Origin of the sequence: Moritella dasanensis ArB 0140, assembly GCF_000276805.1 — a bacterium.
Lineage (GTDB): Bacteria > Pseudomonadota > Gammaproteobacteria > Enterobacterales > Moritellaceae > Moritella > Moritella dasanensis.
Genome location: NZ_AKXQ01000013.1, coordinates 22,292 through 36,665 on the forward strand (window position 1 = coordinate 22,292; position 14,374 = coordinate 36,665).

The 14,374-nt window shown below is 43.2% G+C and carries 13 protein-coding genes; 10 read left to right on the top strand and 3 right to left on the bottom strand.

The genetic code is table 11. The features are described from left to right. Positions 1 to 135: 135 nt before the first annotated feature. The gene (locus A923_RS0112250) at positions 136 to 705 is read right to left on the bottom strand and encodes a PhnA domain-containing protein (protein ID WP_017221965.1); all 570 of its coding nucleotides are present in this window, start codon (positions 703 to 705) and stop codon (positions 136 to 138) included. 207 nt (positions 706 to 912) lie between these two features. On the opposite strand from A923_RS0112250, the gene A923_RS0112255 reads away from it, so the two are divergent. Together A923_RS0112255 and yiaY are read left to right on the top strand one after the other, a co-directional pair. Next, complete coding sequence (locus tag A923_RS0112255; protein WP_017221966.1) at positions 913 to 2,034, top strand: enoyl-CoA hydratase/isomerase family protein; 1,122 nt, start codon at positions 913 to 915, stop codon at positions 2,032 to 2,034. Positions 2,035 to 2,244: 210 nt separating this feature from the next. After that, complete coding sequence (gene yiaY, locus A923_RS0112260; RefSeq protein ID WP_026006217.1) at positions 2,245 to 3,393, top strand: L-threonine dehydrogenase; 1,149 nt, start codon at positions 2,245 to 2,247, stop codon at positions 3,391 to 3,393. Between the two features lie 147 nt (positions 3,394 to 3,540). Here yiaY and A923_RS0112265 read toward each other — a convergent pair whose 3' ends face one another. Then, the gene (locus A923_RS0112265; RefSeq protein ID WP_017221968.1) at positions 3,541 to 4,455 is read right to left on the bottom strand and encodes a helix-turn-helix transcriptional regulator; all 915 of its coding nucleotides are present in this window, start codon (positions 4,453 to 4,455) and stop codon (positions 3,541 to 3,543) included. Continuing rightward, entirely contained in the window at positions 4,452 to 5,312 is an 861-nt protein-coding gene (locus A923_RS0112270; RefSeq protein ID WP_017221969.1) for a formate dehydrogenase accessory sulfurtransferase FdhD, read from the bottom strand. The genes A923_RS0112265 and A923_RS0112270 overlap by 4 nt, the downstream gene beginning before the upstream one ends. A 196-nt stretch (positions 5,313 to 5,508) precedes the next feature. On the opposite strand from A923_RS0112270, the gene A923_RS0112275 reads away from it, so the two are divergent. From A923_RS0112275 to A923_RS0112310, 8 genes are all read left to right on the top strand, one after another. Then, positions 5,509 to 6,078 carry a DUF3305 domain-containing protein gene (locus tag A923_RS0112275; protein WP_017221970.1) on the top strand — a complete coding sequence of 190 codons (570 nt, stop codon included), beginning with the start codon at positions 5,509 to 5,511 and terminating at the stop codon, positions 6,076 to 6,078. Then, positions 6,068 to 6,787: a DUF3306 domain-containing protein gene (locus A923_RS0112280; protein WP_017221971.1), complete on the top strand. Its 720-nt coding sequence runs from the start codon at positions 6,068 to 6,070 to the stop codon at positions 6,785 to 6,787. The genes A923_RS0112275 and A923_RS0112280 overlap by 11 nt, the downstream gene beginning before the upstream one ends. Positions 6,788 to 7,073: 286 nt before the next feature. Beyond that, positions 7,074 to 8,798: a 4Fe-4S dicluster domain-containing protein gene (locus A923_RS0112285; protein WP_017221972.1), complete on the top strand. Its 1,725-nt coding sequence runs from the start codon at positions 7,074 to 7,076 to the stop codon at positions 8,796 to 8,798. A gap of 9 nt (positions 8,799 to 8,807) precedes the next feature. Continuing rightward, positions 8,808 to 9,422, top strand: a complete 615-nt coding sequence (locus A923_RS0112290) for a TorD/DmsD family molecular chaperone (RefSeq protein ID WP_017221973.1) — start codon at positions 8,808 to 8,810, stop codon at positions 9,420 to 9,422. Between the two features lie 22 nt (positions 9,423 to 9,444). Beyond that, on the top strand, positions 9,445 to 9,648 hold the full coding sequence (locus tag A923_RS0112295) for a twin-arginine translocation signal domain-containing protein (protein WP_017221974.1): 204 nt from the start codon (positions 9,445 to 9,447) through the stop codon (positions 9,646 to 9,648). Between the two features lie 12 nt (positions 9,649 to 9,660). Continuing rightward, the gene (locus tag A923_RS0112300) at positions 9,661 to 12,516 is read left to right on the top strand and encodes a formate dehydrogenase subunit alpha (RefSeq protein WP_017221975.1); all 2,856 of its coding nucleotides are present in this window, start codon (positions 9,661 to 9,663) and stop codon (positions 12,514 to 12,516) included. Between the two features lie 13 nt (positions 12,517 to 12,529). After that, positions 12,530 to 13,147, top strand: coding sequence for a formate dehydrogenase FDH3 subunit beta (gene fdh3B, locus A923_RS0112305; protein ID WP_017221976.1), 618 nt, complete (start codon positions 12,530 to 12,532; stop codon positions 13,145 to 13,147). Between the two features lie 134 nt (positions 13,148 to 13,281). Further along, complete coding sequence (locus A923_RS0112310; protein WP_017221977.1) at positions 13,282 to 14,337, top strand: formate dehydrogenase subunit gamma; 1,056 nt, start codon at positions 13,282 to 13,284, stop codon at positions 14,335 to 14,337. Positions 14,338 to 14,374 lie beyond the last annotated feature (37 nt).

Consider the following 14,374-nt stretch of genomic DNA (forward strand, 5'->3'; position numbering starts at 1 on the left):
GCTGTGTGGTATTTAACACCGCGCATAAAAAAGGCCGATTACCGTTTCTTTATCAGAATGGGTAACCGGCCTTTTTTGATCTGATTAGTCGTCGCGTCCTTAACATGTGCTTAAGAACGAGACTGACTAAGCAAATTACATTTTTTTGCAGTATGCAGAAATAATTACCATTGCAGTACCGTTGGCACGGCCTTGAATGTGTAATGGATTATCTGTTAAACCGATATTACGTACCGCTGTACCACGTTTGATCACTAAGCTTGAACCTTTCACAGGTAAATCCTTGATGATGTTTACGTTGTCGCCAGCTTGTAAGATAGTACCGTTAGAGTCACGTGCTGGAGTATCGGTCATTGCTGCGATTAGCACGCCTTTTTCAGCCCATGCTTTTACGTCTTCTTCTAGATACATCATATCAAGAAGGTCACGTGACCAGTCTGCATCTAAACGGTTTAGCATACGGTATGCAAGTACTTGTACTGCTGGTACTTGGCTCCACATGCTGTCGTTTAGGCAACGCCAATGATTTTCATCAAGCGTTTCTGGGTTGCTAATTTGATCAAGGCAAGTACCACAAAGCATTACTGCACAGTCAGAGCTTTTTTCTGGTGATTCAGGTAGCTCATAAGCTGATAGGTTAGATTCTGCTGTGCACATTTCACATTTAGAACCACTGCGTTGTAATAACGTTGTTTCGATAGACATTGAATTAATCCTCTAGATTTTGTGGGGCTATTATGCCACAACGTGAGTATTTTGGGTATCTCACAATCCACGCCACCTTGATGTTCATCGTTAAATGCTGGCTTAAATAGCTAAATCTACTTTGCTAACGTCACAATCAGTAACTTAGCTAGTTGAATTTAGTCAGCTAACTTCGCTACACTGGTTTTTTGTTCAGTCGGAGTTTACATGGAAGCCAGCGTATTATTTGATGAATTAGCCACGGATGATGGTCATGTCATTGGTATTATTACCCTTAACAAGGCGCGTCAGTTACATGCGTTAAGTGCGGATATGTTTCCATTATTGCACCAGAAACTACTCGCTTGGCAGTCTGATCCGCGTATCGTTAGTGTGCTATTTACCAGTACTGGCGACAGAGCATTTTGCGCCGGTGGCGATGTGAAATCATTACAACAAGCGTTAGTGAATACCGATGGCAATGAAGCGAAACAACAGCTCGTCAGTGAGTATTTTGTTGCCGAGTATCAAGTTGATTATTTATTACATAACTTTGGTAAACCGCTGATAGTTTGGGGTGACGGTATTATTATGGGCGGCGGGTTAGGGCTGTTCATGGGTGCTAGTCACCGCGTTGTTACCGAGACGGCCAGAATCGCGATGCCAGAGATCACTATCGGTTTATTTCCCGATGTCGGCGCTACTTGGTTCTTAAACCGGTTACCGCATCCAGGTGTGGGGCTATTTTTAGGCTTAACAGGCGCAAGCATTAACGCTAACGACGCTAAATACCTAGGTTTGAGTGAATATTTAATCCCTGCAGCAAAATATGCAGATGTGGTTAAAGCATTAACCAGCCTTGATTGGCAAGTTGATACAGAGTTACACGATAGCCAAGTTGATCAGTTATTAATGGCGCAATATGCCGATGCAGATTTTGCCACCGGTAACTTAATTAAGCATCAAGCTTTATTTAATCAGTTGAGTCGTTATAGCGAACTGGCAGATGTGATGACCTGTATTCAAACGCAGGACAGTGCGGATGCTTGGTTACAAACTAGTATTAAAAAACTGCTGTTAGGCAGTCCTATTTCGGCACATATCTTATACCGACAGGTAAATCAATATACAGAACTGTCCCTTGCGGCCTGCTTCCAGTTGGAATTGGACTTAGCGGTGAATGTTTGTCTAAATGCAGATTTGGTCGAAGGGGTGAGGGCATTACTGGTCAATAAAGATAATCAACCACAGTGGTTATTTAAGGACACCGATGCGGTGCCGGTTAAGTTTGTTGATAATTTGTTCAGTTCGCCTTGGACAGGAGACTGCCACCCACTGCACAGCCTGTAATTAACATCTAAATTACCGAATTATGTGACAGCTATTCCAAAGTGGGTAGGAAAGCTGTGTTCATTTTATATAGGCATTTATTTTGTAGGGATAAAAGTTATAATTACCTCATAGTAGTTAGCTGGTTAAATTAGCTAGATGATTATTGCTTACAATGCATTTGCAAAGTGTATTGCAGCAACAATTATTAATTTCTTTTGGAGATATATTATGAGCACTGCATTCTTTATTCCTGCATACAATCTAATGGGCGCTGGTTGTTTAATTCAAGCAGCTGACGCGATCAAATCTCACGGTTTCAAAAAAGCATTAATCGTTACTGATAAAGTGATTAATAGCATCGGCATGGTAAAACAAGTACAAGATTTATTAACGGCACGCGATGTTGAATCTGCCGTTTTTGATGGTACTCAACCAAATCCAACCACTGCCAATGTTGCTAGTGGCCTGGAAATATTAAATGCACAAGCGTGTGATTTTGTCATCTCATTAGGTGGCGGTTCACCGCATGATTGCGCGAAAGGTATTGCACTTGTCGCTGCGAACGGTGGCAATATTGCTGACTACGAAGGTGTTGATCAATCAGAGAAAGCCCAACTACCATTAGTGGCAATTAATACCACAGCCGGTACGGCTTCTGAAATGACACGTTTCTGCATCATCACTAACGAAACGACGCATATTAAAATGGCGATTGTGGATAAAAATACCACACCGTTAATGTCAGTGAACGATCCCGAATTAATGTTAGCCAAACCTGCGTCATTAACAGCGGCAACGGGTATGGATGCATTAACGCATGCGATTGAAGCGTATGTATCAATAGCCGCGACTCCAATTACCGATGCTGTAGCGATTAAAGCCATGGAACTGATCCAAGCGAATTTACGTACAGCAGTAGAACACGGTGAAAACATCGAAGCGCGTGAGCAAATGGCTTATGCACAGTTCATGGCGGGTATGGCGTTTAATAATGCGTCACTAGGTTATGTACACGCAATGGCGCATCAATTAGGCGGTTTCTATGACTTGCCACACGGCGTATGTAATGCGGTATTACTACCGTTTGTACAAGCTTATAACGCGCAAGTTTGTCCAGCACGTCTACGTGATGTAGCTAAAGCGATGGGCGTTGATGTAACAGCAATGACACCTGAACAAGGCGCTGAAGCTGCGATTGCATCAATTAAAGAATTAGCGTTAGCGGTTGGTATTCCAACAGGGCTTACAAGCTTAAACGTAAAAGTTGAAGATATCCCTGAATTAGCTAAAAACGCATTGAACGATGCTTGTGGTTTTACTAATCCAAAACAAGCAACGCATGAAGAAATCTGCGCTATCTTTAATGCAGCGATGTAGGTTACGAAATAATTAACGATTAATGATTCATGAATAAATAAAGAGTAAAGAACTCCAGTAAGGTAATTAAGCCCAGACCGCGTTTCGATATCTGGGCTTTTTTACATCTCGCTTTTTTCATTGTTGCTAATGCTGTAAGTGGTGCTACTAGCTGGCACTCCAAACTTGTTGGCCAGTACGGCTGAAGTTATAACCTCCAAGTTGGTCGCCTTTAGCTTGGATCTCCATTGACGATAACGCCTGCAGTAATTGCTGCTGCAAAGTGCGGAAGTAAATATTCTTCGGGATCACTAATTCAAATGCTTCAGTGCTTAGTGGAATGAAGCCCAAACCAAATTCACCTGCCGTACTTTGACTAGCACAGCCAACATCCGCTTCACCACGAGCAATGCACGAGGCTAATTCTCGTTCACTGTGACAGGTTTCAGCAGCGGTAAGCATATCAACTGTGTAAGCATGATTGTGTAACCATTCCCCCAGAGCTCGCATACTGCCAGCGCCTTCTTGACGAAGTGCCCAGCGCCAGCGTGAAGTAAGTAATTCGGTTAAGTTTAACGAACGAGAATTAACTAAATCAGCGAGTTCTTTACTCACCACTAAGCCTTGTTGACGTTCAAAGGCATGGATCAGCACCCAGTTTTTATGTCCTGGATATTGCTGCAATAAAGCTGGATGACGCAAGGCTGCTTCTTCCGCATGACCCCAATGGATCGCGCATATATCCACATGGCCTTTACTGAGCATGGCTAAACCTTGGCGTGTACCAGTCGAGGTATAACCAACCAATGCTGTACTGCCCAGTTTCTGCGCCATTTTACCGACGACCAACTGTAACAGTGGATCATCGGAACCTGCGATAAGTAAACGGTCGTTAAGCACGCCGTTATGACAAGACTCCAGTAACCACTTATCTAACATAGCTTTGGGAAATAACCATTTACCCGTTACTTTTGTTGCAGGCAAATGACCATCATTCGCCAAGGTGTAGACCTTTTTTTCATTCAGATCTAAATATTCCGCGACTTGCTTTACGTTCATGAACGCGGGAGGATTTTCGCTCATGCAGTCTTACCGACAATGGTTTGTACTTCTGCGTCTGGACCTTTTACATCTAAGATCAAGTTCGCCATACCGTTATACACTTGGAAGCGATTACCTTTAGCACGCGCGACCATAGTAATGCCTAATTTTTTCGCTAAATCGTAGCCCATTTGCGTTGCACCAGAGCGCGATAGCAATACTGGAATACCCATTTGCGCGACTTTAATCACCATCTCTGACGTGAGACGACCAGTTGTATAAAAGATCTTGTCTTCACCCGTTTGGCCTTTTAACCACATTTCACCGGCCAAAGTATCAACGGCGTTGTGACGACCTACATCTTCGACAAACGACAAGATCTCGGTGTCTTTACATACCGCACAGCCATGTACCGCACCAGCGGCTTTATACGTTGCGTTGTGATGCGTTAATGCTTCTAACAAGCCATATAATTTTGATTGGCGTAATCTAGGTTGTGGCAGTATCACACCTTCTAATTTTTTCATCACGTTACCGAACATAGTGCCTTGGCCACAACCTGAAGTAACGGTTTTCTTGGTTAACTTCTCTACTAATCCATCGGTACTTTCACGCGTGATCACGGCAGCGGAATTTGTATCCCAATCAATAATCACAGATTCAATCGCGGTAATGTCTTCAATAAAGCCTTGGTTTTTTAAATAACCTAATACCAGATCTGAAGGGCGTGCGCCGAGTGTCATCACTGTCACGATTTCCACCCAATTTAAGTAGATCGTGAGCGGGTGCTCGCAGGCGATCTCTTTGGTCATGGTATCGCCATATTCATCCATGATGTCAACTGTCATGGTGTGTTCAACTGAAGAATTGGTTCTAATTATTTTTGGTAATTGCGGCATCCGAAATTCCTGCTGGTTTATATATCTATGAAGAGGTAAAGCAAAGTTCATTCCAACTTACACTTAAGCGTCGAAGTAACTTGGCTATTACTGGTTTATTTGTCATTTCTTTCTAACTTGGTCTAAATTTTGCTGAGTAGGGGAAGATTAGGTAAAAAATTCTAAATAATTATAAAAATAGAATAAAGGAGCATGTGTGCAACTACGTGATGAAGATAAACCTCTAAATAAAGGTGATGAAGATAAGCACCTAAATAAGGGTGATGAACATAAGCGCTTAGCGAAAGACGAATCAAGTTGGCCAATCGCCTTCAGTCTTCGTTCTGAAGAAAAACAAGTTGGGCGTTGGACTACTTTGTCTTGGTCTATCGAGAATGTCGAATTATATGAGCAAGCTGCTGCGATAAATGATGATGAGGTTATGAGTACTACACCCTCTAATAACGTTGTTAATACGACTCGCTATGAAAGGACACTGTACTTATACCGCGATGAACGGACTGATTACCGTTTTAACCTCAGCTCACAAGACCCTCATCTATTTATTGTTTGTGAAGTGACTGACGAGCAGTTTTCGCCATTACTGATCACCGCGGCGCAAAGTGTTGCGAGCAGTTATATGGATGGTGACTATCAAGTGTTGCACATTCAAATGCCATTACCAGTGCAAGCTTGGATGGAAGCATTCATCGGTAGAAACGGCGAACTGATTGAATTTAAAAAGAAACGTTGTAAAGACAAGAAAGGGCGTTCAAGTGGCCAGTAACTTTTTTCAACGTTGGTCAGATCGCTCATTGGCGGCAAAAGACCATGCAGAAATTGATTTAGTCGTAACGAAAGACGCTGTTGTCGAAACGGAAAATCAGGGAGCAAAGCTAACATTAAAGCGCGATGCAGAGCTGGATATTGCGCATATTTCAGCGCCTCAGGCTGAATCGGCAGCGGATTTAGATCTATCGACTCCATCGGCAGATGTTATTGATGATCAGGTGGAAGTTGAACTGACTATTGATGATGCCGATAAGGTCACCTTTGATAGTGGTGTTGCTTCATTTCTACAACATGGCGTTGATAAATCAGTAAAAAAGGCGGCGTTAGCGAAATTATTTCATGCTGATGAATTTAACTATATCAGCACTATGGATGATCATACCGAGGATTTTTCTAATATTCCTAAGCTTGATGAGAGTATCGCGAAACAGTTGCGTGGTTGGGTTAAAACAGTATTGGAAGAGCCTGAAGCTGAATTGATTGAAGACTCTGAGCTCGTTGAAGAAGGTGAGGTATTAGCCGTTACTGAAACTGATCCGGAAACTGAATCTGGAGCAATTGCAGCCCCCAATACCGCTATAGATGATGAAGCTGTTCAAGCTATCACAGTTGATAATAGCTCGGCATCTTGTTGTAGTGAAAAAAATGGTGAAGAACAAAAAAACCAGCATCAGCAACACCTTCAACAGGCGGGTGAGACATAAAGGGACAAATAACCCTAATTTAAATCGGGACATTTTGTTCCATGCACGATTGTTTATAGCGACATTATGTCCCGTTTAGGAATAAGTAAACAATCCCTCTCTGACTTTAACTCTTTATAGGTCATTTTATTCCGTTAAAAGTTGGTTCGGTTATTGCTCTATTAGCTACAGCAAAATAGCGACAGCAAAAAAGTACGAATATGAACGTACGCTAGCAGAGAGCAGCGAGTAATTACTCGCAGTTTAATCGACACCCTTATAACGGTGACGAGATACAGGAATAGCAATGTTAAAAAGTACTTTAGAAACATTTACTGATAGTAACGGTCAAGCACGCTTTGCAGCGATAGCCGATACCGTTGAATTATCGAATCTGATCCCGCCGACGGTATCTTACGAAAGTCGTGGCAACTTATTGATCATTGGTGCTTACGATATTATCACTGCACTAGCACCGCAATTTGCAACATTGAATTCAGTAACACTGCTGGCGACGTCTGCTGCAACAGATGGCGGGCCAGCGACGAACGATAGCAATACCGATGATAAAGACAAAGTATTTTTTAGTAATGAAGTAACAATTAAAGGTTACCTAGGTGCGTTCGAAGTGAACTGCCGTGTAGCGGGTAGCTTACTGAGTATCTATACCAATTTAGCGGAAGTGACCATTGGTGGTGATAGTTTCGATTTAGTCGTTGATATGAGCGCGGATAGCCTTATTCAAACTGAGATACCAGCGCCAGGTTATTACCCTGTTGGTAGCGGTAAAGCAGCGATTGCCGATGTTATTGAAACCTTACCGGAAATGCTAGGTACGTTTGATAAACCAAAATACTTTCGTTTAGACAATGATATTTGTGCACATTCATCACGTGGCGTGGGTGGTTGTACGCGTTGTGTTGATGCTTGTCCTGCAGGTGCGTTAACCAGTAATGGCCATGCTATCGAAATTAATCCGTTTTTATGCCAAGGCGTAGGGACGTGTGCTACAGCTTGTCCGACTGAAGCGATTACTTACGCATTACCAGAACCAGAAAAGACCCAGAACTTTATTTATCGCTTATTAAACAGTTATCAAATGGCGGGCGGCGAAAAGCCAACGATCTTATTCTTTGGTAATCGTGACGAACAAACGGTGGCAGAAAAATTACCGTTATTACCATCAAATGTTATTCCTATTGCTTTAGAAGAGTTGGCTACGGTTGGTGTTGATACTTGGTTTAGCGCCTTACTCTATGGTGCGCATCAAGTATTACTGGCTACTAACATCGCCTATATCCCAGCGACGATTGATCGCGTGCTTAATGATGAACTGGCCATTGCCAATACCTTCTTAACTGAGATGGGTTTTGAAGCTGGGCGTATTTGTTTGTTTGATTTAGATTCGGCAGCAGACTTTGTAGCGTTTACTCAACCGGTATTACCTGTTGTTGAGAATAAGATCGCGGTAATGGATAACGCAGTATTAGCAGAGCAACTGTCTGGCACTAAACGTGAAAAATTATTTACTGCGCTAGATAAATTATCAGCACAAAGTCCACTGCAACCGACACATTCGGTGATGCCTGAAAATGCACCTTATGGCGGCGTGGAATGTAAAACTGATGATTGTACCTTGTGTATGGGTTGCGTTGCAGTATGTCCTACAAGTGCATTACATGCTGTTGGTGATCGCCCTGGTCTACAGTTTAGAGAACAAGATTGTGTGCAGTGTGGTCTTTGTGAAAAAGCCTGCCCTGAACAAGTAATTAGTCTTAAACCGGGTCTGAATTGGGACGCGGAAAGTCGTCGAAGTGTGGTGATGATCCACGAAGAAGAGGCGGCTTGTTGTTTAAGTTGTGGTAAAGCGTTTGCACCCGCATCGATGATTGCCATGTTGACGGAAAAACTCCAAGGTCACAGCCAATTTCAAGGTGATGCTATTCGCCGTTTATCTATGTGTGAAGACTGTCGTGTTCGCGATATTTTTTCAGATATGGCTGACGATCCACTACGTCAGTTAAACGTGTAGGGCTACATTATGGGATCACAAAATATGTCACAGTCATTTACTGAAGATGCAGCACTACGCATCGATATTTACAGCTTACTTGCACACTTATTACGTAAAGCACCGGATGCAGAGGTGATTGATTGGTTAGCCAATCTCGACGTTGATGCGCCGAATGCATTAATTCAAACCACGGGTATGTCAGCTGCTTGGCCACTATTGAAGTTGGCCGCACAAAAAACCTTATTAACAGCCGCGGAAGATGAATATCAAGACCTGTTTATTGGTATCGGCCATGGTGAAATAGTCCCGTTTGGTTCTTGGTTTCTTACCGGATCATTAATGGAAATGCCGCTTGCACATTTGCGTCATGATTTGAAAAAACTGGGTTTTCAACGTGATGAATCAGTAAAAGAACCGGAAGATCATATCGCCGCCTTGTTAGAAGTGATGACCATGTTGGTGAGCGAAAGTAATCATAGCGATCAAGCTGAGTTTTTTAATCGTCATATCGACACTTGGTTTGAACGTTTTTGCCAAGATTTGAAAAAAGCGAAAAGTGCCGTTTTTTACAGCGCAGTCGCCGAATTAGCTTGGCAATTTTTAAGTATTGAAAAAATACGTTTTATCGACGTAAAAAAATAATAACGATAAAGGAGCAAACTCGATGAGTAAACAAAATAAGCCGGATGAAGACCGTCGCCAACTGTTAAAAAACATTGGTTTAGGTGTTGCAGTAGGGGCTATCGCAACGGGTGTATCCACCACTGCGAATGCGTCTGTTTATAGCCAAGAAAAGAATGATAAACAACAAAAAACAACAGGTTACCATGAAACTCAACACATTCGTGATTATTACGATACTTTGTAAGCGGAGCTCTAAATGAAATTAACTAAACGTTCCGATACGGTCAGTAAGGACGAAAAGCAACTCGGTATTTCACGCCGTGCTTTTATGCGCAACTCTTCAATCGCTGCCGCTGGTGGTGCTGTTGGTGTGGGTATGTTCGCACCGGGTATGATGAAAAAAGCTGAAGCGAAATCAGTTGATCCCGAATCGCCAGTGGAAATTAAACGTACTATCTGCTCTCACTGTTCTGTGGGTTGTGGTATCTATGCTGAAGTACAAGAAGGTGTGTGGACAGGCCAAGAACCTGCATTTGATCACCCGTTCAATGCGGGCGGTCACTGTGCTAAAGGTGCTGCATTGCGTGAGCATGGTCATGGTGCTAAACGTTTAAAATATCCAATGAAACTGGTTAACGGTAAATGGATAAAAATGAGCTGGGAAACAGCACTTGAAGAAGTCAGTCAGCAAGTGCTTAAGATCCGTGAAGAGTCTGGTCCTGATTCTGTGTACTGGTTAGGCTCAGCAAAACACAATAATGAACAGGCGTATTTGTTCCGTAAAATGGTATCGATGTGGGGCACAAATAATGTCGATCACCAAGCACGTATTTGTCATTCTACAACAGTAGCGGGCGTAGCAAATACCTGGGGTTATGGCGCGATGACTAACTCGCTAAATGACATGCATAACTGTAAATCTATCTTGTTCATTGGCTCAAACCCTGCAGAAGCGCATCCTGTTGCTATGCAGCATATCCTCATCGCCAAAGAAAAGAACAGCTGTAAAATTGTGGTTGCCGATCCTCGTCGTACCCGTACTGCAGCAAAAGCCGATCATTACGTATCACTACGTCCTGGTTCTGACGTTGCCTTCGTTTGGGGCGTGCTATATCACGTGTTTAAAAACGAATGGGAAGATAAAGAATTTATCCATCAACGTGTTTATGGTATGGAAGAAGTCCGTGCTGAAGTGGCTAAATGGACACCTGCAGAAGTTGAACGTGTATCTGGTGTGCCAGAAGCGGAAGTTTATGAAACCGCAAAACTATTATCTGAAAACCGTCCAGGTTGCGTAGTTTGGTGTATGGGTGGTACCCAGCATACGACGGGTAATAACAATACTCGTGCTTATTGTATTCTTGAACTTGCGTTAGGCAACATGGGTAAATCTGGCGGCGGTGCTAATATTTTCCGTGGTCACGATAACGTCCAGGGCGCAACCGATTTTGGTGTGTTATCAGATAACTTACCAGGTTATTACGGCTTGTCTGAAGGCGCATGGAAACATTGGGCTGGGGTATGGGATGTTGATTACGAATGGCTGAAAAACCGTTTTGATCAAAAAGACTACCGCGGCAAGCTGCCAATGAACCATGCTGGTATTCCGGTATCGCGTTGGATTGATGGCGTATTAGAAAACAAAGATAATATCGAACAGAACGATAATATCCGTGCCATGTTCTATTGGGGTCATGCGGTTAACTCACAAACTCGTGGTCCAGAAATGCGCACGGCGATGGGCAAACTGGACATGATGGTTATTGTTGACCCGTATCCAGGCGTTGCAGCGGTAATGAACGGTCGTACTGACAATGTTTACTTGCTACCAGCGACAACGCAGTTTGAAACGACTGGTTCGGTTACTGCGACCAACCGTTCAATTCAATGGCGTGATAAGGTCATTGAACCGTTATTTGAATCAAAACCTGATCATGAAATCATGTATTTATTGATGAAAAAATTAGGTCTAGCGGATCAAGTGTTCAAGCACATCGAGGTTAAAAATAACCAACCTGTGATTGAAGATATTACCCGTGAATATAACAAAGGTATGTGGACAATCGGTTATACCGGTCAAAGTCCAGAACGCTTGAAAGCACATCAGAAAAATTGGCATACATTCCATAAAACCACGCTAGAAGGCGAGGGCGGTGTAGCGAACGGTGAAACTTACGGTTTACCTTGGCCATGCTGGGGTACGCCAGAGATGAAACATCCTGGTACCCATATTCTTTATGACACATCTAAGCCTGTTGCGCTGGGTGGTGGTAACTTCCGTGCCCGTTTTGGTGTTGAACGTGATGGCGAAAGCTTACTGGCTGTTGACAGTTATTCAAAAGACTGTGAATTGGAAGGTGGCTTCCCAGAATTTAGTGCCAAACTGCTTAAGCAACTTGGCTGGTGGGATGAACTGACTGCGGATGAGAAATTAAAAGCAGAAGGTAAGAACTGGAAAACGGATGTGTCTGGTGGTATTCAACGTGTGGCTATTAAACACGGTTGTATCCCATTTGGTAACGCTAAAGCCCGTGCAGTAGTGTGGACGTTCCCTGATGCTGTGCCGATTCACCGCGAACCTTTGTATACGCCTCGTCGTGACTTAGTTGCTGATTATCCGACCTGGAATGACAGCGAAGCGATGTTCCGTTTACCAACATTATACAAATCAATCCAAGACAAAGATGTATCGGGTGAATACCCAATTATCTTAACCTCGGGTCGTTTGGTTGAATATGAAGGTGGTGGTGATGAAACTCGTTCAAATCCTTGGTTAGCAGAGTTACAGCAAGAAATGTTTGTTGAAGTTAATCCGAAAGATGCCAACGATCTAGGCTTTAGAGACGGTGAAATGGTATGGGTTGAAGGACCTGAAAAAGGCCGTATCCATGTTAAAGCGATGGTTACGCGCCGGGTTAAACCGGGTCTTGCCTTTCTACCGTTCCACTTTGGTGGTTATTTCCAAGGTGAAGATTTACGCGGCAACTACCCTGAAGGTTCAACGCCATATGTATCTGGCGAATCAGCAAATGTTGTAACAACCTATGGTTATGATCCTGTGACACAAATGCAGGAAACGAAAGTAACCCTCTGTAAAATCTTTAAAGCGTAAAGGAGTCATTCCGATGGCGAGTATGAAATTTCTGTGTGACTCGAAACGTTGTATTGAATGCAATGGTTGTGTTACCGCATGTAAGAACGAAAATGATGATGCCCTTGAATGGGGTATCCAACGCCGCCGTGTTGTTACTTTAAACGACGGTGAACCGGGTGAAAGCTCAATCTCTGTGGCATGTATGCATTGCACGGATGCACCGTGTATGGCGGTTTGTCCTGCAGATTGCTTTGAGCGTACTGAAGACGGTATCGTATTACACGACAAAGATCTATGTATCGGTTGTGGTTATTGCTTGTTTGCCTGCCCATTTGGCGCACCGCAATTTCCAAAACAGGATGCCTTTGGTGAACGTGGAAAAATGGACAAATGTACCTTTTGTGCTGGTGGACCAAATGTAGAAGATGGTTCAGCTGAAGAGAAAGAAAAATACGGCGCTAACCGTATTGCTGAAGGTAAGTTACCTATGTGTGCATCGCTTTGTTCTACTAAAGCCCTGCTTGCTGGTGATGCATCTAAGATCTCTGATGTTTATGCCGAGCGTGTTGTTGCCCGTGGTGCTAAAAATGCAGGTTGGGCAAGTACTGCTGACCTCTCTTATGACGCGAGTAAACCGCAAGAAAGCTAATCTAGGCGCGCTGGTTAATGTAAATTAACTGGCAGCTGTAATGCCGATTAGTTTTAATATAAGCATAGGCAGTTGGTTTTATGATAAGCCGCTGTCTATTTAGCGCTGTTGTGTAGACACAGTGAGGAGATTTAATGACTAAGCGAATTCAACATTGGTTCACTCTGTTAGTGAGTGTATTAATGCTGAGCTTTACCTTGTCAGCATTTGCCAGTGAAACTGCAGATGACAAGACGCGCAGTGAACGTTTAGGCGAATCGTCAGTACAAGGTGAGCTTGCGGGTTTTGCTGGCGCTGATTATTGGCGTGCAGTGCGAGATGGTCAAGAGGGTTACACGACATCAAAATCACCAGAACACGGTGTACTGATTAGTGTACCAGGCCAAGCTTGGTTTATTCTCAAAGAGAAGTGGATGTCACCATTAGGTGCATTAGCGATCTTTGGCAGTATTGGGTTAGTGGTACTGGCTTATTTCACTATTGGTCCATTAAGACTGAGTAAAGCTAAAACTGGCCGTAAGATCCAACGTTGGAGTTTGGTTGACCGGACACTGCATTGGAGTATGGCGTTTACCTTCTTGAGTCTAGCAGTAACAGGACTGGCGTTGGTATACGGTAAGCACTTTATTAAACCCATTATTCCACGTGATATTTGGGCGATGTTTATTTATGGCGCCAAGCAGTATCACAACTATGTGGGCCCCTTGTTTGCCATCTTACTGTTTACGGTGATGATCAAGTGGTGGCGTAAGAGTTTGTTTACCAAAGTCGATATCAAATGGTTCATGAAAATGGGCGGTATGGTTGGTAAACATAAAGGTTCGCACCCATCAGCTGACTTCTCTAACGGTGGTGAAAAAGCGCTGTTTTGGTTACTGATATTTTGTGGTGTGTTCATTATCTTTAGTGGTTTTGTTCTCGACTTCCCGTTGTTTGATCAAACCCGTCGTGACATGGAATTATCAAACCTAGTGCATATGCTGGCGTCGCTAGTACTGATCTGTGGTTTTGTATTCCATATCTATGTTGGTTTAGTTGGTATCGAAGCATCGTTAGAAGGCATGGTCACAGGTGAAGTTGATGAAACATGGGCGAAAGAGCACCATGATATCTGGTATGAAAAAGTGAAAGACTTACCAGAGAATCAGCCAAAAAGTGAAACATCATCAAAGTTAGATGATAAGTCATAGCTAAGCTAAGCAAAGTAAAGCAAGATCTAAGTAAGGG

Excerpts from the sequence above, each read along its gene's own strand:
- A923_RS0112250 (WP_017221965.1), bottom strand. The coding sequence starts at position 705 with ATGTCTATCGAAACAACGTTATTACAACGCAGTGGTTCTAAATGTGAA.
- A923_RS0112255 (WP_017221966.1), top strand. The coding sequence starts at position 913 with ATGGAAGCCAGCGTATTATTTGATGAATTAGCCACGGATGATGGTCAT.
- yiaY (WP_026006217.1), top strand. The coding sequence starts at position 2,245 with ATGAGCACTGCATTCTTTATTCCTGCATACAATCTAATGGGCGCTGGT.
- A923_RS0112265 (WP_017221968.1), bottom strand. The coding sequence starts at position 4,455 with ATGAGCGAAAATCCTCCCGCGTTCATGAACGTAAAGCAAGTCGCGGAA.
- A923_RS0112270 (WP_017221969.1), bottom strand. The coding sequence starts at position 5,312 with ATGCCGCAATTACCAAAAATAATTAGAACCAATTCTTCAGTTGAACAC.
- A923_RS0112285 (WP_017221972.1), top strand. The coding sequence starts at position 7,074 with ATGTTAAAAAGTACTTTAGAAACATTTACTGATAGTAACGGTCAAGCA.
- A923_RS0112290 (WP_017221973.1), top strand. The coding sequence starts at position 8,808 with ATGGGATCACAAAATATGTCACAGTCATTTACTGAAGATGCAGCACTA.
- A923_RS0112295 (WP_017221974.1), top strand. The coding sequence starts at position 9,445 with ATGAGTAAACAAAATAAGCCGGATGAAGACCGTCGCCAACTGTTAAAA.
- A923_RS0112300 (WP_017221975.1), top strand. The coding sequence starts at position 9,661 with ATGAAATTAACTAAACGTTCCGATACGGTCAGTAAGGACGAAAAGCAA.
- fdh3B (WP_017221976.1), top strand. The coding sequence starts at position 12,530 with ATGGCGAGTATGAAATTTCTGTGTGACTCGAAACGTTGTATTGAATGC.
- A923_RS0112310 (WP_017221977.1), top strand. The coding sequence starts at position 13,282 with ATGACTAAGCGAATTCAACATTGGTTCACTCTGTTAGTGAGTGTATTA.